The organism is Microbacterium sp. 1.5R (genome assembly GCF_001889265.1).
Lineage (GTDB): Bacteria > Actinomycetota > Actinomycetes > Actinomycetales > Microbacteriaceae > Microbacterium.
Genome location: NZ_CP018151.1, coordinates 2094611 through 2116833 on the forward strand (window position 1 = coordinate 2094611; position 22223 = coordinate 2116833).

A 22223-nucleotide genomic window follows, 5' to 3' on the forward strand; every position below is an offset into this window, starting at 1 on the left:
GAAAGCGTCCACACGTGGCAAACATCAAGTCGCAGATCAAGCGCAACAAGACCAACGACAAGGCTCACGAGCGCAACAAGGCCGTGAAGAGCGAGCTGAAGACGCACATCCGCGCGACCCGCGCCGCTGTCGTCTCCGGTGACAAGGCTGCAGCCGAGGCTGCTCTGAAGGCTGCCTCCCGCAAGCTCGACAAGGCCGTCAGCAAGGGTGTCATCCACCAGAACCAGGCTGCGAACCGCAAGTCCTCCATCGCCAAGCAGGTCTCCGCTCTCTGAGCCGATTCCACGCCTGACGGTGTGACAAGAGCCCGTCCCGTTCGCGGGGCGGGCTCTTTCGCGTGCTCGGAACCGTGTGTGCCAGCGATCTCGACGGACGAGGCAGCTGCCGCGCGTCAGACCGCGCTCACTCGCCGAACGGCTGGCGGGTGGCGATGACGGTGAGCATCCGCTCGAGAGCGAAGATCGGGTCGCGGGCGGCACCCTTGACTTCGGCATCGGCGCGCGCCGTCGCCTGGATGGCCATTCCCAGCGAACGCTCGTTCCATCCGGCGAGGTCGCGTCGCGCACGGTCGACCTGCCAGTCCTTCATTCCCAGTCGCTGCGCGAGCTGACGGCTCGGCTCGCGGTTTCCGGCGACGCGCGCCATGGTGCGCAGCTTCATGGCGAACGCCGCGACCATCGGCACGGGGTCGGCGCCGGAGGCGAGGGCATGGCGCAGGGCCACGAGAGCCTCGCCATAGCGTCCGGCGATCGCCGTGTCAGCGACGACGAAGGCAGAGACTTCGACCCGCCCGCCGTAGTACTTGGTGACGACTTCTTCGGTGACATCGCCCTCGACGTCGCCGATCAGCTGCTGGCATGCCGCCGCGAGCTCGGTGAGGTCATCGGCGAAGGCCGAGACCAGAGCGCGCAACGCAGGCGGGGCGATCCGCTTCTTCGCCGCAGAGAACTCGCCGGCAGCGAAGTCGACGCGGTCGCCGTCGCGCTTGATCGCAGGGCACGGGATCTCGATGCCGTCGCCCGTCCCGGCGCGCACCGCATCGAGCAGCTTCTTGCCGCGGACGCTGGCCCCGGTGTGGCGCAGGATCACTGTCGCACCCTCCTGCGGGTGGTCGAGGTAGGACACAGCCTCTTGCAAGAAGGCATCCGAGCACTTCTCCACCCCCGACACGCGCACCAGCCGGGGTTCCCCGAACAACGACGGCGAGGTCAGCGCGAGGAGAGTCCCGGGCGCGTAGTCATCAGCGCGGACATCGGTCACCTCGAGCGCGGGGTCTTCGGTGCGGAGGTAGTCGCGGACTCCGGCGATCGCGCGCTCTGCGCAGACCTCCTCCGGGCCGAACACGAGCACCACCGGCGCCGGACGCGGATCGCGCCACGACACCTGCGGGACCTTGGCTGCCTTGGTCCCACCGCGCGAAGGAGTACGAGAAGCAGCCATGCCTCCAGACTACCGGGGGCCACAGACGTCGACCCCGCCGTCAGGGTGGCTGCTTCTCGGCCCACAGCTGAAGCTCGTCCCCCGCGAGGCCCACGAGGAGACGGCCCTGCTGGTCGGTCCGCAGCACTCGCGCACCGGCAGCTTCGAGCGATGCCAGAGTCTCCGCTCGCGGATGCCCGTAGTCGTTGTCGACGCCTGCGCTGAACAGCGCGACACTCGGGTGCAGGTCCTGATAGAGCGGGAAGTCCTGGTCGGCGCTGCCGTGATGGGCGACTTTGACCACCGCGTAGCCGCCTCGGAGATGCGCGGTGCGTTCCAGCATCCGCTGCGCCTCCCCCGACAGGTCGCCCAGGAAGAGCGAGCGGGGTACGCCGCCGCCACCTATCTCCAGAACCACGCTCTGGTCGTTGCCCGGCGGGAACGCCTCCGACCCACGTTGCGGCCACAGCACCTGCCAGGACGCCGCGCCCAGGTCACCCCGCATGCCCGCTGCCGCCTGACCGACCGTCGCACCGCCGTCGGCGAGGTGCTGCAGCATCCGCTCGTCACCGCTCTCCCCCGGTGGCCCGTGCAGCACCGCGCCGACTCTCCCCTGAACAGCCTCGACCCCGCCGATGTGATCCAGATCGAAGTGCGTGAGCACGAGCAGATCCACGCGTTCGACACCCAGTTCGCGCAGACACGAGGCGAGCGGCTCCGGTTCCGGCCCGGTATCGATCAGGGCGATCGCCCCCTTCGAGCGCACGACGAGTGCGTCTCCCTGGCCCACATCGCAGGCGGCGACCGACCATTCGTCGGGAGTGGTCGCGCTCGCCAGCGGACCGTTGAGCACCACATGCGCACCGCCCAGTCCGAGCGCGACTGCCAGCACGGCGGCTGCGACACCCCTGACGACCGGCACCGCGCGGTACCCATCGGCGAGAATCACCCCGATCGCCGCGCTCACGACGCTGACCAGCACGGCGCTGGCGATGCCGGGCACCATGGCGATCTGAGCGAACGGCAGCCTGGCCGTGATGCTGGCCGTTTGCGCGATCCACGCGGCGGGCAACCATGCCGACGCCGCCAGAAGGTCGGCGAGAACGCCCACCGGAGCGGCGAGACACGCGAGGAGGCCGATGACAGTGGCGATCGGCGCCGCGGGCGCAGCCAGCAGGTTCGCCACGAGCCCCACGAGAGACTGCTGCTCTGCGAAGAGGGCGATGACGGGGCCGCACACGAGCTGTGCGGACGTCGGCACGGCGATCGCGAGAGCGAGAGGTTGCGGCATGAATCGCGCGAGTCCGCGGGTGAGCGACGGCGAGAGCAGGATCAGTGCACCCGATGCGGAGACCGAGAGCGCGAATCCCGCAGTCGAGGCCAGCCACGGGTCGGCGATCAGGATGCCGCTCGCGCTGAGCGCCAGCATCCCCGCACCCGCGCTCGGCCGCCCGAGAAGCAGTGACAGCATCGCGACACCCGCCATGACCGCCGCCCTGACCACGCACCCCGGCCATGGACGCCGCGGCGGACGACCGCAGCAGCATCCACAACAGCGACGCCGCCGCCCCCAGCACGCCACCGAGAAGGCACCACTGCGCAGCTGGAGGCACGAACACGCAGACCAGGGCGACCACCCACACTCCGCCTGCGATCGGCAGCAGACGCAGATCCCGGCTCATACCCGCGCGTCATCGCGCGGTCGAACCCGCGGGTCGCATCTCATCGGCAGCCGGTGCATCAGGACAACGTAGGGGCGTGCGACCACCTCGCAGCGCACCCGCCCCCGGTCGGTGGACAACACATCGATGCCGACGCGGCGTGCAGGAGCGCCGAATGCGAAGCGATGATCTCTGAGTGAGGACCGCGGGCACTTCCATTCACCGACCGCGGGCCGTTCCGACAGCCGACACCGTCCATCACACCGAGCGACTCAGGCATACTCGGGGAATGGTCGACGTACGCGACATCGCAGAGCACCAGCCCAGTCACCTGACTCTGGTGCGGAACTTTCTGGCGCGCCGAGCAGAGGTCATCGCGAATGCATGACGTGATCGTGATCGGCGCCGGACTCGCAGGGCTCCGCTGCGCGGGACTGCTCTCCGCGCACGGACTCGACGTCGTCGTCCTCGAGGCCGCGGATGCGGTCGGCGGACGCCAGCGCACCGACATCATCGACGGCTTCCGGCTGGACCGCGGGTTCCAGGTCCTCAACCCGGCCTACCCGGCGCTTCGGCGCAGCGTCGATCTCGACGCACTCGCGCTCGGGAGCTTTCCCGTGGGCGTGCGGGTGCGCACGACGGACGGGGTGGCCGAGCTGCGGCATCCGCTGCGGCATCCGCTGTCGATCGTCACGTCTCTGCGCAGCGGCCTGGTGAGCGGTCGGGATGCCGTTGCGCTGGCACGCTGGGCCTCGCCGGCACTGGTGCGTCCGCTCTCGCATCTGGCTCGGAACGATGCCACCATGCGCGAGGGATGGGATGCCGCGGGGCTTCGTGGCCCGCTTCGCACCGCTGTACTCGAGCCGTTTCTCGCCGGGGTTCTGGCGGAGAGAGGCGGCGAGACGTCGAACGCCTTCGCGCGACTGCTCGTACGCTACTTCGCGCTCGGCCGACCCGGGCTTCCCGCACAGGGGATCGCCGCTGTCCCCGAGCAGCTCGCCGCGCACGCGCGCGCGGCGGGTACTGACATCCGTCTCGGCGCGCGCGCGGGAGGCATCTCAGCAGGAGGAGAGGAGATCACGGTGGGGCTGAGCGACGGCGACTCCGTGCGAGCGGCTCGGGCGGTGGTCGCAGTCGGCGCCGATGCCGTCAGCGACCTCACCGGTCTCGCCCGTCCGGTCACGAGAGGTCTGCAGACGTGGTGGTTCGCCGCCACTGAACCTCCCAGCGGATCCGCACTGCTCACCGTCGACGGCCGAGGTGGAGGCCCCGTCGTGAACACCGTCGTGATGACGCACACCGTGCCCTCGTATGCGCCGGCCGGACGTCACCTCATCGCCGCGACCTGCCTGCTGCCGCGTGGCGGCGCACCCGCCGACGAGTTCGACGTGCGCCGCCACCTCGAAGAGGTCTGGGGTACGGACATCAGCGCGTGGCAGCTGATCCGGCGCGACGACATCGTGGACGCGTTGCCTGCCCAACCGGCACCGCTCGGCCCACCGCGATCGCCGCGCTACGCCGAGCGGCTGTATGCAGCCGGGGATCACAGAGACACCGCGTCGATCCAAGGCGCCCTCGCTTCCGGCGAGCGTGCCGCACGTGCCGTCCTGACCGACTCGGGGGCGTCGAGAAGCGACACGTCGCTGCACAGCTGACGACGCTCGGACTCAGGCGAGAGAGAGAGACAGCGCCCGCAGACCGCGCATCACACCCGCACACCGTCGCGGATGCCGGCGAGCAGCTTCTCTCCGATGCCGGGGACCGACAGCAGGTCATCGACCGAGGTGAACCGACCGTTCTCGTCACGCCAGGCGATGATCCGCTCGGCCAGGGCGGGGCCGATGCGCGGCAGAGTCTCGAGCGCCGCCTGATCTGCGGTGTTGAGATCCACCAGATCGTCCGCGGGCGCGCCTGCTCCCGGCGGCCCCTCCGCGGCTGCGGCACCCACGACCGGCACGCTGATCTGTTCGCCGTCCGAGAGCACGCGGGCGAGATTGACCGCGGTCAGGTCGGCATCGTCGGTGGTCCCGCCGGCCGCCGCCACCGCATCGACCAGCCGGGAGTCGAGATCGAGGACATAGAGTCCCGGATGCTCGACCGCGCCCAGCACGTGCACGTAGAGCTCTCCCGTCGATCCGCCGCTCTCGGCGGCCTCGGTGGCCAACGGCACCGATTCGGTCGGCACGGCCTGCCCCCGCATCAGCCCGAGTCCGACGGCCGCGGACAGCACGACGAGCGCCAGCACGACGGCGGCGCCGACCCCCAGCCGCAACCTGCGCGGCGCCGGTGAGGAAGCGGCGGATTCGGGCATTCCGCAACGCTATGCCAGCGAACGGACGCCTCTCATGCATCCGGCCGCCCGTCGGGGAGAACCCCCGTGGGCGGCCGGATGTGCAGAGCGGCTGGCTACGCGGTCGGTCAGCCCTTCACGACGATGCTGACGATCTTCGGGGCGCGCACGACGACCTTGACGATCTCGCGGTCGCCGATCGAGCGAATGACCCGCTCGTCGGCACGGGCGAGCGATTCGAGCTCGGCCTCGCCGATGCGCGCGGGCACCTCGAGCTGAGCACGGACCTTGCCGCCCACCTGCACGACGGCGGTCACTGTGTCCTCGACGAGCAGCGCCGGGTCGGCGGAGCGCCAGGTGACGAGCCCGACGGACGGCTCGTGTCCGAGGATCTCCCACATCTCCTCTGCGGTGTGCGGGGCGATCAGATCGAGCATCACGGCGACGGTCTCGGCCGCCTCACGCACCGCCGGATCAGCGGCGCCTGCGGCACCGTCGATCGTCTTGCGGGTGACGTTGACCAGCTCCATCAGACGCGCGACCAGGACGTTGAACTTCGTCTGCTCGACGAGCCCAGGAGCATCTGCCAGCAGCTTGTGCGTGGCTCGACGCAGCGCCGCATCTCCGCCCGCGAACACGACGTCGACAGGAGAGGACACCTCGTGGGCGATGCGCAACGCGCGGGCCAGGAACTTCTGCGCACCGGTCGTCGAGACGTCGGCCCAGTCCTTGTCGTCTTCAACTGGTCCGGCGAACGCGAGACCCACGCGCAGCGCATCGGCGCCGTAGGCGTCGAGCTCCTCCTCGAAGAGCACCAGGTTGCCCTTGCTCTTCGACATCTTGGCGCCGTCGAGCAGGACCATGCCCTGGTTGATGAGGTTCGAGAAGGGCTCGGTGAAGTCGATCAGCCCCATGTCGAACAGCACCTTGGTGATGAATCGCGCGTACAGCAGGTGCAGGATGGCGTGCTCGACGCCGCCGATGTAGGAGTCGACCGGCGACCAGCGGGCGGCCTGAGCCGGGTCGAACGCGACCGTGTCGCTGTTCGGCGACAGGAATCGCAGGAAGTACCACGAGCTGTCGACGAACGTGTCCATCGTGTCCGGATCGCGCAGCACGGGGTCACCGCTGGCGGCATCCACCGTGCGGACCCAGCTCTCAGCGGCGCCGAGCGGCGACGATCCCTTGGGCTTGAGGTCGAGACCCTCGACGCTGGGCAGCTTCACCGGCAGCTGCTCCTCGGGCACGGGGATGATCCGGCCGTCCTCCGCGTGCAGCATCGGGATCGGCGTGCCCCAGAAGCGCTGACGCGAGATCAGCCAGTCGCGCAGACGGTAGTTCTTGGCGGCGCGCCCGGTGCCGGACGCCTCGAGCTGCTCGATCGCACGGGCGATCGCATTGCGCTTGGACAGACCGTTGAGCGGTCCGGAGTTGATCATCCGGCCCTCTCCCGTCAGAGCGATGCCGGTGGAGGCGGGGTTCTGCTCGTCGAGCGCCGCGCCGGTGTCGATCGGCACGCCCTCTTCATCGACCTCGATGACCGGCATCGCACCGGTGACGGGCGCCGTCGTGTCGACGACGACCTTTACGGGCAGGTCGAAGGCGCGGGCGAAGTCCAGGTCTCGCTGGTCGTGCGCCGGCACGGCCATGACCGCTCCGTGACCGTAATCGGCCAGCACGTAGTCCGCCGCCCAGACCGGCAGCTTCTCGCCGTTGACCGGGTTGATCGCGTACCGCTCGAGGAAGACCCCGGTCTTCGGGCGATCGGTGGCCTGTCGGTCGACGTCGGTGGTCTTCTGCACATCGGCCAGGTACTTCTGGAAACGCTCACGCACGTCGGCCGGAGCATCCGCTGCGAGCTCCGAAGCCAGGTCGGAGTCGGGGGCCACGACGAAGAACGTCGCTCCGTGCAGCGTGTCAGGACGCGTCGAGAACACGGTGACGGGCTCGTCGCGCCCCTCGATGCGGAAGTCGACGTCGGCGCCGATCGAGCGTCCGATCCAGTTGCGCTGCATCTGCAGCACCTTGTGCGGCCAGAAGCCCTCGAGCTGGTTCAGATCATCGAGCAGCCGGTCGGCGTAGTCCGTGATCTTGAAGTACCACTGAGTCAGCTTCTTCTTCACGACCTCGGCACCGCAGCGATCGCAACGGCCGTCGACGACCTGCTCGTTCGCGAGCACGGTCTGGTCGTTCGGGCACCAGTTGACCGCGCTCTTCTTGCGGTACGCCAGACCTCGCTCGTGCAGCTTCAGGAACAGCCACTGGTTCCAGCGGTAGTACTCGGGGTCGGAGGTGTGCAGCACTCGCGACCAGTCGAACGAGACGCCGTAGTTCTGGAACGCCTGCTTCTGCTGAGCGATGTTCTGGTACGTCCACTCGCGGGGATCCGCTCCCTGACGGATCGCCGCGTTCTCCGCAGGCAGCCCGAAGGAGTCCCAGCCGATCGGGTTGAGCACGTTGTGCCCGCGGTGGCGCCAGAACCGGGCCACGATGTCCGAATACAGGTAGTTCTCCGCGTGCCCCATGTGCAGGTCGCCGGAGGGGTAGGGGAACATCGCCAGCACGTAGCGGCGGGGCCGCTTGTCATCGTCGCCGCCGGTGAGGAACGTCTCGTTCTCCGCCCAGTACTTCTGCCACTTGGCCTGGATAGCGTGCGCCGAGGAGGTCTCCTCGGCGACGGGAGAGGTGGACAGGTTCTCAGACAACGAACGCACGACCAATCTGAAGAGAAAAGGGGATCAGTTCAGGATATCGGAAGCCCAGGCCGCGGGCATTTCCACTCCCAGCGCAGCGAGCGGCGCCCGAGCCTTCGTCGCGACCTCGGCGACCTCCGAGGCGGCGACCGATCGCCAGGTGATCCCCCCGCCTGCGCCGACCACAGCGCCCGCACCGTCGATCACGATGCTGCGGATGACCATCGCGAGGTCGAGCGACCCCTCATCGCCGATGTAACCGAAGCACCCGGCGTAGATACCGCGAGGCCCTCCCTCCAGCTCATGCAGGCGCGTCATCGCCGAGAGCTTCGGCGCGCCTGTCATGCTGCCCGCCGGGAAGGTCGCTGCGAGAAGTTCGCTCGCCGTCGTGCCCGCGGCCGCCGTGCCGCTGACGGTACTGACGAGCTGGTGCACCGCCGGATACGTCTCCACGGCCCACAGCGCCTCGACCCTGATCGACCCGGGTCGGCACACCCTCGACAGATCGTTGCGCATCAGATCGACGATCATGACGTTCTCAGCCCGTTCTTTCGGGTCCGCCGCGAGCTCGGCGGCGAGCTCGGCATCGTGCGCGGCGTCTGCGCCGCGGGGCCGCGTCCCCTTGATCGGCCGCGTGCGGATGATGCCGCCGTCAGCATGGAGGAACTGCTCGGGGCTCGCACTGAGCAAGGAGCGGCCGCCGATCCGGATGAAGCCGCCATGGTGAGCGGGAGTTGCGGCACGGAGGCGTCGGTACACCGCGACTCCGTCGTGCTCCCCCGGCACGGTGAACCGGGTGGTGAGACAGAGCTGGTAGGCGATCCCCGCTCTGATGAGCTCGCGGCAGCGCTCGATGAGTCCTGCGTACTCCGTCGGAGTGTGTCGCGCCTCGCTGCGTACGGACGAGGCCGCACTGAACACCGTCTCCCCGCGCTGCACGGCGGAGGGGGTGACGCGAGCGACGACGGCGCTCCACTCGTCGAGATCGGCATCGGCTGCGGCAACCCATACGGTGCCGGTCGCATGATCGAACGCCGCCAGCCGGGAGACCCGCAACCAGGCGTCGCCGGGCTCGTCAGCGGCTTCCCATACGGGTGCTCCCGCTGCTCGGGCGCCGGTCTCGTAGTCGTACCAGCCGACCCACCCACCCCGCAGCGGAGGACCGGGATGCGCGGCAGCCGTGCGGGCATCCATCCGCACTTCACCGGGGAACGACGCCGGATCGCCCGTCCCGACGAAGCTCCATCCCTCCGTCGCATCCGCCCCGGCGTCGAGCCAGAACAGGTCGGCGCACGACCGTTCGAGGGCGAGGAAGAGCGCGTCAGGCGTCACCCGATCGGGCAGGACGCGGGCGCTCAGAGGTTCGGGCACGTTCTCAGCCTAGGCGGCGTGCACTCCCGTATTCTCAAGGGGTGGACGACTTGGTGCCGTGGCTGATCGACTTCATGCGGTCCATCGACCCGATCACTCGCACGCTCGTCGCGGGGCTCGCCGTGATGTTGGAGACGAGCGTCTTGATCGGGCTCGTATTCCCCGGTGACACTGTCGTGCTCGTCGCCTCCATCGGCATCACCAGCCTCCCTCAGGCCGTAGCGATGGTCGTCTCGGTCGTCGTCGGCGCGCTGATCGGCGAGAGCATCGGCTTCTGGCTCGGGCGGTGGATCGGCCCGCACATCCGTGCCTCCTGGGTCGGCCGACGCGTCGGCGAGGAGAACTGGGTGCGGGCGGAGCGTTACCTCGCCCGCCGCGGCGGCATCGCCATCTTCCTCTCGCGGTTCCTGCCGGTGCTGCACTCCCTCGTGCCGCTGACCGTGGGGATGAGCCATTACTCCTACCGCCGATTCCTCGCGTGGACGGCGCCAGCCTGCCTGCTCTGGGCGACGGCCTACGTGAGCATCACCTCGCTCGCCGCCGGCAGCTTCGATGAGCTCGCCGACCGGGTGCACTACGCGGGATACATCTTCGTCGGCATCATCGCCCTCTTCCTCGTCGCCGTGTTCGTGGGCAAGAAGGTGATCTCGCGCCTCGAGGCGCGCCATCTCGACATCTCCGACGCGAAGGACTCGACCGACGTGAAAGACTGAAGCAATGGCTTCGTCACCTCCGGCGCCCCGGATCCACTGGTTCGCGCGCCTCGAACACCGCCTCCACGTGTGGCGCGAGGGGCGAGCGCGCCGTCGCGGCCGCACCGCGACCATCCTCCCGTTCCCCGGTTACGGCGGGCCCGGCTGGGTGCGTGTCGTCGGTCGCGTTCTCATCGTCCCTCCCGCACGGAGCACGAAGGACGGCGAGCCGGCCAGCGTCCGCGGCTGGCGGAGCTTCGTGGGCATCCCCGTGAGCTTCGCGAAGGTCGCCGTGCAGATCGGCGACTCGGTGCACTATGTCGTCGCCGACCGGGGCGGTGTGATCGACTCGGTCGTGCACGCCGAGCTCGAGCCAGGATGGCAGACCTTCACGTTCTCCGTCGAGGGTCAGGACCCGGTCGAGACGACCGCGTTCATCGTGGCCGAGTCGACCCATTTCGGGGTCGTCTCCGACGTCGACGACACCGTGATGGTCACCGCCCTCCCCCGACCTTTCATCGCCGCCTGGAACTCTTTCGTCGTCGACGAGCACGCGCGCATCCCCGTGCCGGGCATGGCCGTGCTGCTCGATCAGGTGCTCCGCGAATATCCCGGTGCTCCCATGGTCTACCTCTCGACCGGAGCCTGGAACGTCGCCCCGACTCTCCGCCGGTTCCTCGGGCGCCACCTGTTCCCCGCAGGCTCCATGCTCCTCACCGACTGGGGCCCCACGCATGACCGATGGTTCCGCAGCGGACGCGAGCACAAGCTCACCAACCTGCGTCGCCTGGCCACGGAGTTCCCGCACGTGAAATGGCTGCTGATCGGCGACGACGGCCAGCACGACGAGGCGATCTACTCCGAGTTCATGGATGAGCACCCCGACTCCGTCGCCGGCGTCGCCATCCGTCGGCTGCTCCCGGCCGAGGCCGTGCTCGCCGGTGGTCGCGCGGGCCACGAGCCGCACTCCGACGACGTCGCCCCCTGGGTCAGTGCCGAGGACGGCGCGGGGCTCCGTGACCTGCTCGGCAAAGCCGGCATCCTCCGCTGAGGTGACCATGACGCTGGCGCGGACCGACTGGCTGGAACGCGAACGAGCGCACCAGACGAGAGCCGACGCCCTCACGGCTGAGCATCGGGAACGAGCCGCGCGGGGCGAGAAGCACCCGGTATGGGACTTCCTGTTCACCTATTACAGCTACAAACCCGCGCAGCTGCGTCGGTGGCACCCCGGCGCCGGGGTCGAGCTCGAGGAGGCCGACGAGCGGCTGACCTGGCGGTGGTACTCCCCCGGCGCGACCAGAGCCGGTGCGGTGCCGGATGCCGCTGCCTTCGCGCGCGAGAAGGCAGACCTCGTTGGCCTCATCGAGCGGATGCTGCGTCGCACCGCCTCTCGACCCGGGCAGTTCGGATGCTTCGGACTGCATGAGTGGGCGATGGTCTATCGAGCGGATGAGCACAGACACGCGGTGCCCCTGCGTCTCGGGCAGGACGCAACGGATCTGGTCGTCGAGAGCCATGACCTCAGATGCACCCACTTCGATGCCTTCCGGTTCTTCACACCCGCGGCCGTGCCTCGCAACCGCACGGAACTGACCCGCGACGAGCAGCCCCTGTTCGAGCAGCCCGGATGCCTTCATGCCGGCATGGACCTGTACAAATGGGCGGTCAAGCTGGGCCCCCTCGTGCCCGGCGAACTTCTGCTCGACACGTTCGAGCTCGCAAGAGACATCCGCCTTCTTGACATGCAGGCCGCGCCGTACGACCTGGCACCGTGGGGTGTCGAGCCCGTACCGATCGAGACGACCGAGGGCAAGGCGGAGTACGTCCGCCGGCAGCGCGTGTTCGCAGAGCGCGGTGGGCATCTGCGCGGCGAGCTGCTGCATGCCTGGCTCGGCTCCACCACCGCCGTCACGCTCGCGGGCTGACCGGCGTGAGCGGGCTGAACGATCAGTCCGCCGGCTCGCACTCCGGGCACGGTGCCCAGTCGGTGGTCGCTGACGTCGACTGCAGGCGCAACGTCATCACGCGGGTGGCCGCGTCGGCGAGCCGATCGGCGGGCAGCACCCCCGCATCGACCGCATCCGCGAGCCCGCGGACGATCTGGCCGGCGGTGTCGGGAGTCGAACCGGCGATCATCAGCACGAGGTCGCTCCCGGCGACGACCGCCGACACGGCGTTCGTCACGGGGTCGGCGTACTCGGGTATCCCCGAGGACTGCAGCATCCCGAGGTCATCGGTCACGATCACGCCGTCGAATCCCAGTTGTTCACGGGCGATCTCGTGCCAGCGCGCCGACAGAGACGCGGGAGCAGGATCGATCGAGGTGTAGGCCAGGTGGCCGAACATCAGCAGAGAGGCACCGGCCTCGATACCTGCAACGAAAGGCACCGCGTCCGTGGAACGCCACTCATCGATGGTCTCGGCTGTGGCAGGGACAGCACTGTGGGAGTCGCCCGGCGCCGCCCCATGACCGGGGAAGTGCTTCAGCGTGGAGGCGATGATCTGCTCTTGCGCCGTGGTGGCGGCAGCGACTCGCTCGGCGGCCGTCTGGGGGTCGGTGCCGAGTGCCCTGCCGTAGATGAATGACGACGGGTCGGACGTCACGTCTGCGACCGTGCCGAAGTTCACGGTGATCCCCGCTCTCGCCACCAGCGCCGCGCGGGCGGAGAAGGCCGACGACGTGTCGGAGACCGGCTGCGATTTCAAGACGGTCGAGGCGGGGAAACCATCGCCGACGAGGCGCGACACGATCCCGCCCTCCTGATCGACCGCCACGAGCGGAGGCAGCGCGGGGTCGACCGTGAGAGCAGACGTGAGGGTCTGGAGCTCGACGTCGGTCGCCGGGATGTTCGCTCCCATCAGGATGAAACCGCCCAGGTCCTGCTGCATGTAGGCGCGGAGCGCTCCGGCATCCGTCGTCGGGATGTGCCCCATCACAACGCTCGCCGCCTGCTCGACCGTCGTCATCTCGGCGACGAGAGCCTCGGCGTGCTCGCCGATCGCTGGTGAGGAGATCTGCGCATGGGCGAGACCGCCCTGCACCGAGCCGACAGCCGCGGCAGAGGCCGGTCCGGCCGCCGTCGCGAGGGCGACGAACGCCGCGGCACTGACCGCTCCGAAGCGACGTCGCAGCATGAAGTCAGGTGGTGAGAGCGTCGGCGATGGGCACGCCGGAGTCGGCCGTGCCGTTTCCGAATCGGATGGTGCGGCCGAACGTCGAGGGGTTGCCGAGAGATTCCGCGATCACAGCCGCCACATCGGCGCGCGCGACCTCGCCCTTGCCGTCCGGGTCGAGCAGGATACGGCCCGTCGGCTCATCGAACGTGAGCGTGCCGGGGCCGAGGATCGTACCGTCGAGGTTCGTCGATCGCAGGTGCTCGTCCGCCGCCCACTTCGCATCCGCGTAGGCGAAGAACCCGTCGTCCTCAGCCACTCCGTGATCGGCCTTCGAACCGATCCACGAGACCATGACATAGCGCATGACCCCCGCCGCCTCTGCGGCATCCATGGTGCGGATCGCCGCGTCACGATCGACGGCGTACGTGCGATCCGCGGAACCCCCACCGGCCCCGGCCGACCAGACGACGGCATCGTGACCGCGGATGATCTCCGCGAGTTCAGACGTGTCGAGGGTCTCGACGTCGGCGACGAGCGCGTGCGCCCCTGTCGCCTCGACCTCCGAGACGTGGTCGGGGTTGCGGATGACCGAGGTCACCTCGTCACCCCGGTCGACGAGAAGAGGAGCGAGAAGCAGTGCGATGCGGCCGTGGCCGCCGAAGACGATGATTCGCGACATGTCTTCACCCTACGCGCCCTCGCCGACGTCGGCTCGGGACGAACGGGCCGAGATCGCTCAGGGGCTCCGGACCGATGCGACGGCCAGCGCCCGCTGGACGCCCTTCGCCGCTGAGCGTCCCGCCCTGTTCGCACCGATCGTGCTCGCCGACGGACCGTAGCCGACGAGCTGGATCCGCGGGTCCTGCACCGCGGTCGTCCCCCGCCCGCCGCGGTCGAGCTGGATGCCCCCGGCCGCGCTGCGGAGGTGCAGCGGCGCGAGGTGCGCGATCGCCGGGCGGAACCCCGTCGCCCAGAGGATGACGTCGACCCGCTCGAAGGTGCCGTCGGCCCAGCGGACGCCGTCCGGCTCGATGCGCGAGAACATCGGGCGGCGAGCAGCGTAGGCGCCGAGCCTCTCCGCCTCCCGTTCCTGCGGCCGCAGCATGAGCCCTGTGACGCTCACCACGCTCTCGGGAGGCAGCCCCTGGGCGACCCGTCGCTCGACGAGCGCGACGGCGGCTGCTCCTGCTTCGGGGGTGAAGTCGTCGCTGCGCCACACCGGCTCACGCCGCGTCACCCAGAGTGTGTCGGTGATCGGCGCCAGAGCTCCGAGGAACTGGACAGCCGACGCGCCCCCGCCGACGACGAGGACGCGCTTGCCCACGAAGTGCTCTGGTCCCGGATAGTCGACCGTGTGCAGCTGCTCGCCGACGAACGTCTCCATCCCCGGGTAGTGCGGCAGGAACGGATGCGTCCAGGTCCCGGTCGCGTTGACGAGCGTCCGACTGCGCCATTCCTGTTCCCCCGCGCGCACGACCAGGAGGCCGTCCTCGTCGACCACCCGGTCGACTCCCACGGGCCGGATCACCGGCAGGCGATGAGCGCGCTCATACGCCGCGAAGTATGCCGGCACGGCCATATTGGCGCGCTGCCCGTCTCGCGGCGGTGGAGAATCCCCCGGCAGCTCCGCCACGCCGTGCACGTCGCGCATCGTCAGAGCATCCCACCGGTGCCGCCATGCGCCTCCGGGCTCGGAGTCCGAGTCGAGCACGACATGACCGATGCCCAGACGGGTCAGATGAAAGGAGGCCGACAGACCGGCCTGACCGGCGCCGATCACGACGCTGTCCAGGATGCTCACGATGATGACAACACCCGCGATCACGCGGTTGTTCCGGGGCGTCAGAGGGCGATCTGGTAGTGCGTGTACCCGGTGTGCGTCGCCACGCTGTCGTACAGCGCGCGGGCTGTCATGTTGGTCTCCTGCGTCAGCCAGTAGACCTTCTCGCACCCGTTCTCGACAGCCCAGTCACGCACGTGGGCGATCAGCAGCCGCCCCACCCCGGAGCCTCGGGACTCGCCGTCGACATAGAGGTCTTCGAGGTAGCAGTAGGGCGACGTGCTCCACGTCGCCGGGTGCGTGAGCCAGTGCACGATGCCGATCGCGCGCCCGTCGCCGTCGCGCGCGACCGCTCCGTGCAGATCCCGCCCCTCGACGATCCGCCGAAACGACTCTGTCGTGATCTCGTCAGCGAGCTCCGTGCCGTAGAAGGTCAGATACCCGCGCCACAGACCGGCCCATTCGTCGAAGTCGGCCTCTACGGTGGCGGTGATCGTCGTCATGCGGTCAGCCTAATGCGACGCGCCCGGGGGCCCCGCGCCGATTGGTGTTGCGCGCGATCCGTGTAGTACTCTGTTCAAGTTGCTTCGAGCAGTGAGGAAGCAGTTCTGGGCCTGTGGCGCAGCTGGTAGCGCACCTGCATGGCATGCAGGGGGTCGGGGGTTCGAGTCCCCCCAGGTCCACCCGATAGAAGGCCCCGCGAGAGATCGCGGGGCCTTCTTCTCGTTCACCCGGCACACCGGTGCGCGCGGGCGTCCTCGTCATCGGCGAAGGGTCGCCCACGGCAGAGCGCCAGGGACTTGCCATCGTCCGCTGCGACGGATAGAAAGGCCAGGCCGTCTTCGTCACCGAGACGGTCTTCGACGAGGTGGAGGACGCACGTGCTGGGACTGTTCCGACGACCGGAGACCATGTCATCGTCTCTGTCAGACGCGTCGACCCCGATGACGGAGACGCGACTGTGGTCGCGGGGATTCGGCCTCGCCGCCACACGGAGTCTGCAGACCCTCTCGGTGCTCGCCCTGGTCGCCATCGGCGTGCTGGTGATCACGCAGCTCTCTCTCGTGTTCATCCCCGTGACGATCGCGCTGATCCTCGCCTCGGCCATCCACCCGCTCGTCGCGTTCATGCGGCGTCGCGGAGTGCCGTCGATCCTCGCCACCTGGATCGCGCTGATCGGCATCCTCGCGATCCTCGGCGGCATCGTCTGGGTGATCGTGCTGACGGTCCGTTCCCAGTGGGACGATCTGATCGAGTCGGCCACCGACGGCGTGACGCAGGTGACGGCCTGGCTCGACACCCTGCCTTTCGACATCGCATCGATCGATCTCGACGAGGTGTGGGCAGGAGTCGGCGACTTCCTGACCAGCGCCTCGTTCGGACGCGGAGCTCTCGCGGGGGTCTCGGCCACTGCGAGCTTCTTCACCGGCCTCGCGCTGATGATCGTCGTGCTGTTCTTCTTCCTCAAGGACGGACCGCGCATCTGGGAGTTCCTGCTCCGTCCCTTCACCGGGAACAGCTATGAGCGTGCGCGCCGCATCGGCGACAAGACCGTCGATGTCTTCGGAGGCTACATCCGCGGCACGTCGATCGTCGCCGCCGCCGATGCTCTCGGCATCGGCATCGGCTTGGCGATCCTGCAGATCCCTCTTGCACTCCCCCTCGCCGTGATCGTCTTCCTGACGGCGTTCATCCCCCTGGTCGGCGCCACCGCCGCCGGGATCCTCGCGGCTCTCGTGGCGCTCGTCACGCACGGCCCGGTGGCAGCCCTCATCGTCGTCGGCATCGTCGTGCTCGTGAATCAGCTCGAGGGCAACTTCCTTCAGCCGGTCGTGATGGCCCGCTCCCTCAAGCTCCACGCTCTCGTGATCCTCCTCGCCCTGACCACGGGCACCATCCTCGGCGGCATCGTCGGCGCGGTGCTCTCGGTGCCGATCGCCGCTGTCGCCTGGGGCATCATCACGGTGTGGGACGGCCCGCACACCCCCGCGAAGCCGTTCCGCAAGAAGCGCCCGGAAACGGTGTGACGCCGCCGACCCATCGAGTGCCGCAGAATCGTCGCACCGCCGGATACTCCTCCGGACCTCGGTCGTCAACCCACTCCCTGTCGGTGCACGCGCGACCTATCGTGGCGCGCACATCTCACGAGAGGAGTCGATGATGACCAACAACCCGATACCGCCGCTGGTCCCCCGCCCGGACGACGAAGGAGAGATCGACGGCGTGCCTCACCGCGACGTCGACGGCGAGCCCGTTCTCGACACGGATGCGGATGCCGACCAGGTCGACGGCGCCGCGGCCGACCGCCTGGCGTCGGAGAAGCCGCTGGGCGAGGACTCCTGAGTCCTCGCCCAGCACGCCCCTGCGCGGCAGGCCCCTCCCCGGGTCCTGCCGCGCAGCCTGTTCAGGTCGCGAGAAGAGGGGGCAGGTGCGGGATCGCGATGGGCCTCGTCGCCCGGCTCGAATCCTGCACTCGCGTCACCTCTTCGAGAACTTCGTATGCGGTCGTGTACCGCACTGCCAGAGGCAGGTCGCGAAGCCACACGACCTCGACCTCGGTGTCCGCGTACTCGTAGACGCATGCCACCACGTGCCGCGGATCGTTCGTCTCGTATCGTCGGTCGTTGATCACCCACTCCGACGGTGTGACGCGATGCAGCACGTATCTAGGATCTGGATCTCCGGACATGTGATTCCCTCCAAGACTCTCTCCCCACTCAAGATCATCCCCGCTCCGACCGAAAGGTCACAGGGGCTTGACAGCTGAGACGAGAGACTTCAGGGGGTCACGCCCGAGGGCGGATGGTCAGATCGGTGAGAGCGGCGTCGTCCGGCAGGTCGAGCGCGGTGAGGATCGTCGTCGCGACGGAATCCGCCGTGATGAACCGCTCCGGATCGTAATCCCGCCCTTCCTGCTGGTGCACTCGTTCCTGCATGGGGGTCGCGGTGCGTCCGGGGTAGATGGAGGTCACCCGCACACCATGCTCGCTCTCCTCGGCCCGCAATGCGTCGGCGAGAGCCTTGAGTCCGTGCTTCGAGGCGGCATATGCCGACCATCCGGCGTGCGCGTGCAATCCCGCACCGGAGTTGACGAAAACGATCCGAGCGCGAGAGACGCGCAGCACAGGGAGGAGCAGACGGGTGAGCTCGGCAGGCCCCACGAGGTTGACCGCGAGCTGGCGCTCCCAGAGATTCGCCGGAAGGTCGGCCACGGGTCCGAGGTCGACGACGCCCGCCGCGTGCACCAGCGAGTCGATGCGCTCGGGAAGCGCCTGCTTCGACAGTGCCCACGACAGCCTGCCGGGTTGCGCGAGGTCGCCGACGACGGCCGAGGCTCCAGGCAGCGCCGCGGTGATCTCCTTGGCGCGCCCGGCATCGCGGGCGAGCACCACGACCTGATCGCCCCGATCGAGGAGGCGGCGCGCGACGACCGCGCCGATGCCGGATCCGGCACCGGTGATCAGGTGGACGGTCACGTCAGTCGCGGTCTGCTGCGGCGGAGTCTGCGAGCTCGAACGGCACGACGGGGCAGTCCTTCCACAGACGCTCGAGGCCGTAGTAGACGCGCTCTTCCTGGTGGAAGACGTGGACGATCAGATCGCCGAAGTCGAGGAGAACCCATCGGGCCTCCGCGCGACCTTCGCGGCGGACCCGCTTGTGACCGGCTTCGATGAGCTTGTCCTCGATCTCATCGGCGATGGCGGCGACGTTGCGCTCGCTGTTTCCGGTGACGAGCAGGAAGATGTCGACGAGGGGCAGAGGCTCCGAGACGTTGAGCGCGACGAGATCCTCACCGCCCTTCGAGACGGCGGCGTCGGCCGCGAGCTGGAGCATCTCTTCGGCGGTTTCAGGTGACTGCATCAGAACACATTCGTGGTGAAGGCGACGATCAGGGACACGCCCAGCGCGAGCGCGAGACCACCCGCCACGATCGCGAGGATGAGCATGAGTTTGTTGCCCTTTTCGGGGGCGGGCGGGCGGATGACCTCGCCGGCGGGCTTGATGGTGCTGACGGCCGCGCTGGCGGCGATCGGCGTGGGCGAGGATGCCGGGGGCAGTTCGCCGTCGATGAGCACGGCGTCCACGTCCTTGCCGTCCGTGGTGCCGTGCGCGTGGCCCTGTGAGCCGAGTCCCTTGGGAAGCTCGTAGGAACCGGTCACGAGGATCTCTCCCGTGGAGGCGACGGGGCCTGAGAGCGACCCGTCTCCCGGGGAGGGGTTGAAGATGAGGGTGTTCGGAGCGAGATGCTGGGAACCGGTCGAGTCGCCGACGGTCAGCAGCTCGTCGAACGACGGCGAGAAGGGCTTCCGTGTCTCCGCGTCGTCGCTGAGCAGATCCTGACCGAAGGCGGAGTTGACGACGGGGCGCTCCCCGTCCGCGATGTCGTCGTCGGCGTCGTCCACATCCGCCAGAACGTCGCCTTCGTCGACCTCGTCGGTCGCTTCTGCATCGATTCCGAGCTCCGCGACGGCGGCACTCGTGTCGCCCGCGCCGGAGGTGACCGGCTCGCGGTCGTCGTCCGTCGTGTCGAGGTTCGTCGAGGCGCTGACCGGTGCGGGCAGATCCGCCGCAGCCGAGTCCTCGTCTTCCTGGTCATCGTCGTCAACGACATCGGAGTCGTGGACATCGGAGTCATGGACGTCGGAGTCGGGAGCGTCGGCTGCCTCAGCCGCGGGGACCTCGACGGGCGGAACCTCGTCGGTCGAGTCCGCATCATCCGCACTGTCCGGCGCGTCGGACTCGTCAGCGTCGCCGACGGGAACGGATCCGGTCATGGAGCGTTCGCGCTCGCGAACCTGGCGACGCGTCAGCGGCGTGTTCCCCGGCTCGGTCTCGCCGCGGACGGCCGGTGCCGACGGCGCAGCGGGTTCGGTCTCGGCGGCGTCCTGCTCCTCGGGCGGCGTTGCGGCGGGCGGAGTCGCGACCGCAGCGGCAGCAGCAGCCTCCTCCGCCGAGATGACCGGTGTGGAGCCGGTCAACCGGATCTCACGCAACTGCTTTCGCGTCAGCGGACCCTGTTCCTGCCGATCCGATGTACTCATGCCTTGCTCCGATACAGATGATGCTTCGCGATGTATTGAACGACTCCGTCGGGGACGAGGTACCAGACCGGCTCGTCGTCACGGACCCGCGCCCGGCAGGCCGTCGACGAGATGGACAGCGCCGGCACCTCCAGTTGGCTGACGTTGTCGCTCGGGAGGCCGTCAGTGCTCAGGACGTGTCCTGGACGTGAGACCGCGACGAAGTGGGCCAACTCCCACAGTTCATCATGGTCCCTCCAACTGAGAATTTGCGCCACGGCATCGGCACCCGTGATGAAGAACAGCTCGGCGTCGGGCCGCTTCTCCTTCAGGTCGCGGAGGGTGTCGATCGTGTACGTCGGCCCTTCACGGTCGATATCGACTCTGCTCACCGTGAACTGCGGGTTGGACGCCGTCGCGATCACGGTCATCAGGTAGCGGTGTTCACTGGGGGTGACATCCGACTTCTGCCACGGGTGTCCGGTGGGCACGAAGACGACCTCGTCGAGATCGAAGGAGTGCGCGACCTCGCTCGCAGCGACCAGGTGCCCGTGGTGGATGGGGTCGAACGTGCCGCCCATCACACCGATGCGCGCCGGACGCGAGGTCGTGTCGTTCATATGGGCCTAGTGGCCGTGCCCTGCCTCGTGGCCGTCCTTGCCGTGCCTCGCGGCCCAGGCGTCAGCCTTGGCGGAGTGACGGTTGGCGACGTTCTTGTATGACAGCGTGACCAGGCCGAGGAAGGCGAAGACGATGATCGCGATGACGCCGAAGATCAGCGTCTCGAGCTGGACATTGCCGTGGTGCTCGGTTTCGGCAGCGACCATCGCGATCTGTGCGACGAGGTTCATCCTGACTCCGTTTCGTGGCTGGCGGGCGTGGCTCACGAAGAGCCACAGCGCCCCCTAGTCTAGCCCTCAGCCGCGCGTCTGCCCTGCCCCACGCGCCAGCCATTTCGTGCTGGTCAGCTCGGAAAGCCCCATCGGGCCCCTCGCGTGCAGCTTCTGCGTCGAGATCCCGACCTCGGCACCGAACCCGAACTCCCCGCCGTCGGTGAACCGCGTGGAGGTGTTCACCATCACGACCGCCGAGTCGACCTCGGCCAGGAACCGCTCCGCGTTGCGCGAATCCGTCGTGATGATCGACTCCGTGTGGCCGGTGCTGTAGCGACGGATGTGGTCGAGAGCGTCATCGAGCGTGTCGACGACCTTGATCGCGATGTCGAGGCTCAGATACTCCGTCGCCCAGTCCTCCTCGGTCGCGGGGATCACGTTCGAGACGAGGCCGACCACCATGTCGTCGCCGTGAATGGCCACGCCCTCGCTCTGCAGCGCACTCGCGACCAGCGGGACGAGCCGTGGCGCGGCCTGACGGAGCACGAGGACCGTCTCGACCGCATTGCAGACGCTGGGGCGCTGCACCTTCGCGTTCACGACGATGTCCTGCGCCCAGTCGTCAGGGGCGCTCTCGTCGAGGACGATGTGCACGTTGCCGGCGCCGGTCTCGATCACGGGCACGGTCGCCTCGGTCACGACGGTCTCGATCAGCCCCGCACTGCCGCGAGGCACCAGCACGTCGATGTAACCCCGTCCGTGCATGAGGGCGGTGGCGCCGTCGCGACCGAAGTCGTCGACGGTCTGCACCGCTTCCGCGGTGACGCCTGCCTCCTCGAGTGCCTGGCGCATGATCTCGACGAGCACCGCGTTGGAGTCTCGTGCGGCGCTGCCACCGCGCAGGACCACGGCGTTCCCCGAGCGCAGCGCGAGCGCCGCGATGTCGACCGTGACATTGGGGCGCGCCTCGTAGATCGCCCCGACTACCCCGAACGGCACCCGCACCTGCTCGAGAGCGACGCCGTTCGGCATCCGGTGCCCTCCGACGACACGACCGACAGGGTCGGGAAGAGCCGCGACCTGACGGACCGCAGCGGCGAGGGAGGCGACGCGCTTCTCATCGAGGCGCAGTCGGTCGATGAGCGACTCGCCGATGCCGTCAGATCGACCGCGCTCGATGTCTCGGCCGTTGGCCTCGATGATCGCGGCCGCGTTCCCCTCGAGAGCCACCGCGATGGCCTCGAGCGCGCGGGACTTGTCGTCGCTGGTCAGTCTGGCCGTGGCGCGGGACGCCTCTTTGGCGCGCTCGAGGCGCACCTGCGGGGTCTGGTCGGTCATCCGCC

23 protein-coding genes and 1 tRNA gene are annotated in these 22223 nt (G+C 68.7%); 8 read left to right on the forward strand and 16 right to left on the reverse strand.

Features of this window, described 5'->3' with window-relative positions; translation table 11 throughout:
* The first annotated feature begins 14 nt into the window (after positions 1-14).
* Positions 15-275: a 30S ribosomal protein S20 gene (rpsT, locus tag BMW26_RS10000; protein ID WP_053096545.1), complete on the forward strand. Its 261-nt coding sequence runs from the start codon at positions 15-17 to the stop codon at positions 273-275.
* Between the two features lie 127 nt (positions 276-402).
* Here rpsT and holA read toward each other — a convergent pair whose 3' ends face one another.
* Both holA and BMW26_RS10010 read right to left on the reverse strand, forming a co-directional pair.
* Positions 403-1440, reverse strand: coding sequence for a DNA polymerase III subunit delta (holA, locus tag BMW26_RS10005; protein WP_053096547.1), 1038 nt, complete (start codon positions 1438-1440; stop codon positions 403-405).
* A gap of 40 nt (positions 1441-1480) precedes the next feature.
* A complete protein-coding gene (locus tag BMW26_RS10010; protein WP_332257615.1) occupies positions 1481-3001 on the reverse strand; it encodes a ComEC/Rec2 family competence protein in 1521 nt (506 codons plus the stop codon).
* Between the two features lie 459 nt (positions 3002-3460).
* Here BMW26_RS10010 and BMW26_RS10015 point away from each other — a divergent pair, with 459 nt between their 5' ends.
* Entirely contained in the window at positions 3461-4735 is a 1275-nt protein-coding gene (locus BMW26_RS10015; protein ID WP_072591402.1) for an FAD-dependent oxidoreductase, read from the forward strand.
* A 50-nt stretch (positions 4736-4785) separates the two neighbouring features.
* Here BMW26_RS10015 and BMW26_RS10020 read toward each other — a convergent pair whose 3' ends face one another.
* The 3 genes from BMW26_RS10020 to BMW26_RS10030 all read right to left on the reverse strand — a co-directional run bounded on the left by BMW26_RS10020 (position 4786) and on the right by BMW26_RS10030 (position 9434).
* Positions 4786-5391, reverse strand: coding sequence for a ComEA family DNA-binding protein (locus BMW26_RS10020; protein WP_072591403.1), 606 nt, complete (start codon positions 5389-5391; stop codon positions 4786-4788).
* A gap of 107 nt (positions 5392-5498) precedes the next feature.
* Positions 5499-8075 carry a leucine--tRNA ligase gene (gene leuS / locus BMW26_RS10025; RefSeq protein WP_053099152.1) on the reverse strand — a complete coding sequence of 859 codons (2577 nt, stop codon included), beginning with the start codon at positions 8073-8075 and terminating at the stop codon, positions 5499-5501.
* Positions 8076-8108: 33 nt separating this feature from the next.
* A complete protein-coding gene (locus BMW26_RS10030) occupies positions 8109-9434 on the reverse strand; it encodes an anthranilate synthase component I family protein (protein ID WP_072591404.1) in 1326 nt (441 codons plus the stop codon).
* A gap of 41 nt (positions 9435-9475) precedes the next feature.
* On the opposite strand from BMW26_RS10030, the gene BMW26_RS10035 reads away from it, so the two are divergent.
* The 3 genes from BMW26_RS10035 to BMW26_RS10045 are packed head-to-tail and all read left to right on the forward strand — an operon-like array spanning position 9476 to position 12054.
* Complete coding sequence (locus tag BMW26_RS10035; protein ID WP_053096558.1) at positions 9476-10147, forward strand: DedA family protein; 672 nt, start codon at positions 9476-9478, stop codon at positions 10145-10147.
* 4 nt (positions 10148-10151) lie between these two features.
* Positions 10152-11177, forward strand: a complete 1026-nt coding sequence (locus BMW26_RS10040) for an App1 family protein (RefSeq protein ID WP_056278907.1) — start codon at positions 10152-10154, stop codon at positions 11175-11177.
* A gap of 7 nt (positions 11178-11184) precedes the next feature.
* The gene (locus BMW26_RS10045; protein WP_053096562.1) at positions 11185-12054 is read left to right on the forward strand and encodes a hypothetical protein; all 870 of its coding nucleotides are present in this window, start codon (positions 11185-11187) and stop codon (positions 12052-12054) included.
* A gap of 22 nt (positions 12055-12076) precedes the next feature.
* Here BMW26_RS10045 and BMW26_RS10050 read toward each other — a convergent pair whose 3' ends face one another.
* From BMW26_RS10050 to BMW26_RS10065, 4 genes are read right to left on the reverse strand one after another with little or no spacing between them, the layout of a single operon-like run.
* Positions 12077-13264, reverse strand: coding sequence for a glycoside hydrolase family 3 N-terminal domain-containing protein (locus BMW26_RS10050; RefSeq protein ID WP_072591405.1), 1188 nt, complete (start codon positions 13262-13264; stop codon positions 12077-12079).
* A gap of 4 nt (positions 13265-13268) precedes the next feature.
* Positions 13269-13925: an SDR family oxidoreductase gene (locus BMW26_RS10055; protein WP_072591406.1), complete on the reverse strand. Its 657-nt coding sequence runs from the start codon at positions 13923-13925 to the stop codon at positions 13269-13271.
* Between the two features lie 57 nt (positions 13926-13982).
* Positions 13983-15047, reverse strand: a complete 1065-nt coding sequence (locus BMW26_RS10060; RefSeq protein WP_072592307.1) for an NAD(P)-binding domain-containing protein — start codon at positions 15045-15047, stop codon at positions 13983-13985.
* Between the two features lie 41 nt (positions 15048-15088).
* Positions 15089-15529, reverse strand: a complete 441-nt coding sequence (locus tag BMW26_RS10065; RefSeq protein WP_072591407.1) for a GNAT family N-acetyltransferase — start codon at positions 15527-15529, stop codon at positions 15089-15091.
* 107 nt (positions 15530-15636) lie between these two features.
* Between BMW26_RS10065 and BMW26_RS10070 the strand changes: the two genes are divergently transcribed.
* The 3 genes from BMW26_RS10070 (at position 15637) to BMW26_RS10080 (ending at position 17369) form a co-directional block, all read left to right on the forward strand.
* A tRNA-Ala gene (locus BMW26_RS10070) sits at positions 15637-15709 on the forward strand.
* A gap of 261 nt (positions 15710-15970) precedes the next feature.
* Positions 15971-17053 carry an AI-2E family transporter gene (locus tag BMW26_RS10075; RefSeq protein ID WP_230100734.1) on the forward strand — a complete coding sequence of 361 codons (1083 nt, stop codon included), beginning with the start codon at positions 15971-15973 and terminating at the stop codon, positions 17051-17053.
* A gap of 133 nt (positions 17054-17186) precedes the next feature.
* Complete coding sequence (locus BMW26_RS10080) at positions 17187-17369, forward strand: hypothetical protein (RefSeq protein WP_053099155.1); 183 nt, start codon at positions 17187-17189, stop codon at positions 17367-17369.
* A gap of 61 nt (positions 17370-17430) precedes the next feature.
* Here BMW26_RS10080 and BMW26_RS10085 read toward each other — a convergent pair whose 3' ends face one another.
* From BMW26_RS10085 to BMW26_RS10115, 7 genes are all read right to left on the reverse strand, one after another.
* On the reverse strand, positions 17431-17688 hold the full coding sequence (locus tag BMW26_RS10085) for a hypothetical protein (protein WP_232224447.1): 258 nt from the start codon (positions 17686-17688) through the stop codon (positions 17431-17433).
* 124 nt (positions 17689-17812) lie between these two features.
* A complete protein-coding gene (locus BMW26_RS10090; RefSeq protein ID WP_053096572.1) occupies positions 17813-18502 on the reverse strand; it encodes an SDR family oxidoreductase in 690 nt (229 codons plus the stop codon).
* Between the two features lies 1 nt (position 18503).
* Complete coding sequence (gene rsfS / locus BMW26_RS10095; RefSeq protein ID WP_042537705.1) at positions 18504-18887, reverse strand: ribosome silencing factor; 384 nt, start codon at positions 18885-18887, stop codon at positions 18504-18506.
* Complete coding sequence (locus tag BMW26_RS10100; RefSeq protein WP_072591408.1) at positions 18887-20068, reverse strand: hypothetical protein; 1182 nt, start codon at positions 20066-20068, stop codon at positions 18887-18889. Before BMW26_RS10100 ends, rsfS begins: the two co-directional genes overlap by 1 nt.
* Complete coding sequence (gene nadD / locus BMW26_RS10105) at positions 20065-20667, reverse strand: nicotinate-nucleotide adenylyltransferase (RefSeq protein WP_053096575.1); 603 nt, start codon at positions 20665-20667, stop codon at positions 20065-20067. Before nadD ends, BMW26_RS10100 begins: the two co-directional genes overlap by 4 nt.
* Before the next feature lie 6 nt (positions 20668-20673).
* Entirely contained in the window at positions 20674-20898 is a 225-nt protein-coding gene (locus BMW26_RS10110) for a hypothetical protein (RefSeq protein WP_053096577.1), read from the reverse strand.
* Positions 20899-20964: 66 nt separating this feature from the next.
* Positions 20965-22218, reverse strand: coding sequence for a glutamate-5-semialdehyde dehydrogenase (locus tag BMW26_RS10115; protein WP_072591409.1), 1254 nt, complete (start codon positions 22216-22218; stop codon positions 20965-20967).
* Between the last annotated feature and the right edge of the window lie 5 nt (positions 22219-22223).

What these genes read in the sequence shown, in the direction of transcription:
- holA (WP_053096547.1), bottom strand. Translation starts at nt 1,440, where the DNA reads ATGGCTGCTTCTCGTACTCCTTCGCGCGGTGGGACCAAGGCAGCCAAG.
- BMW26_RS10015 (WP_072591402.1), top strand. Translation starts at nt 3,461, where the DNA reads ATGCATGACGTGATCGTGATCGGCGCCGGACTCGCAGGGCTCCGCTGC.
- BMW26_RS10020 (WP_072591403.1), bottom strand. Translation starts at nt 5,391, where the DNA reads ATGCCCGAATCCGCCGCTTCCTCACCGGCGCCGCGCAGGTTGCGGCTG.
- BMW26_RS10040 (WP_056278907.1), top strand. Translation starts at nt 10,152, where the DNA reads ATGGCTTCGTCACCTCCGGCGCCCCGGATCCACTGGTTCGCGCGCCTC.
- BMW26_RS10045 (WP_053096562.1), top strand. Translation starts at nt 11,185, where the DNA reads ATGACGCTGGCGCGGACCGACTGGCTGGAACGCGAACGAGCGCACCAG.
- BMW26_RS10050 (WP_072591405.1), bottom strand. Translation starts at nt 13,264, where the DNA reads ATGCTGCGACGTCGCTTCGGAGCGGTCAGTGCCGCGGCGTTCGTCGCC.
- BMW26_RS10055 (WP_072591406.1), bottom strand. Translation starts at nt 13,925, where the DNA reads ATGTCGCGAATCATCGTCTTCGGCGGCCACGGCCGCATCGCACTGCTT.
- BMW26_RS10065 (WP_072591407.1), bottom strand. Translation starts at nt 15,529, where the DNA reads ATGACGACGATCACCGCCACCGTAGAGGCCGACTTCGACGAATGGGCC.
- BMW26_RS10075 (WP_230100734.1), top strand. Translation starts at nt 15,971, where the DNA reads ATGACGGAGACGCGACTGTGGTCGCGGGGATTCGGCCTCGCCGCCACA.
- BMW26_RS10080 (WP_053099155.1), top strand. Translation starts at nt 17,187, where the DNA reads ATGACCAACAACCCGATACCGCCGCTGGTCCCCCGCCCGGACGACGAA.
- rsfS (WP_042537705.1), bottom strand. Translation starts at nt 18,887, where the DNA reads ATGCAGTCACCTGAAACCGCCGAAGAGATGCTCCAGCTCGCGGCCGAC.
- BMW26_RS10100 (WP_072591408.1), bottom strand. Translation starts at nt 20,068, where the DNA reads ATGAGTACATCGGATCGGCAGGAACAGGGTCCGCTGACGCGAAAGCAG.
- nadD (WP_053096575.1), bottom strand. Translation starts at nt 20,667, where the DNA reads ATGAACGACACGACCTCGCGTCCGGCGCGCATCGGTGTGATGGGCGGC.
- BMW26_RS10110 (WP_053096577.1), bottom strand. Translation starts at nt 20,898, where the DNA reads ATGAACCTCGTCGCACAGATCGCGATGGTCGCTGCCGAAACCGAGCAC.
- BMW26_RS10115 (WP_072591409.1), bottom strand. Translation starts at nt 22,218, where the DNA reads ATGACCGACCAGACCCCGCAGGTGCGCCTCGAGCGCGCCAAAGAGGCG.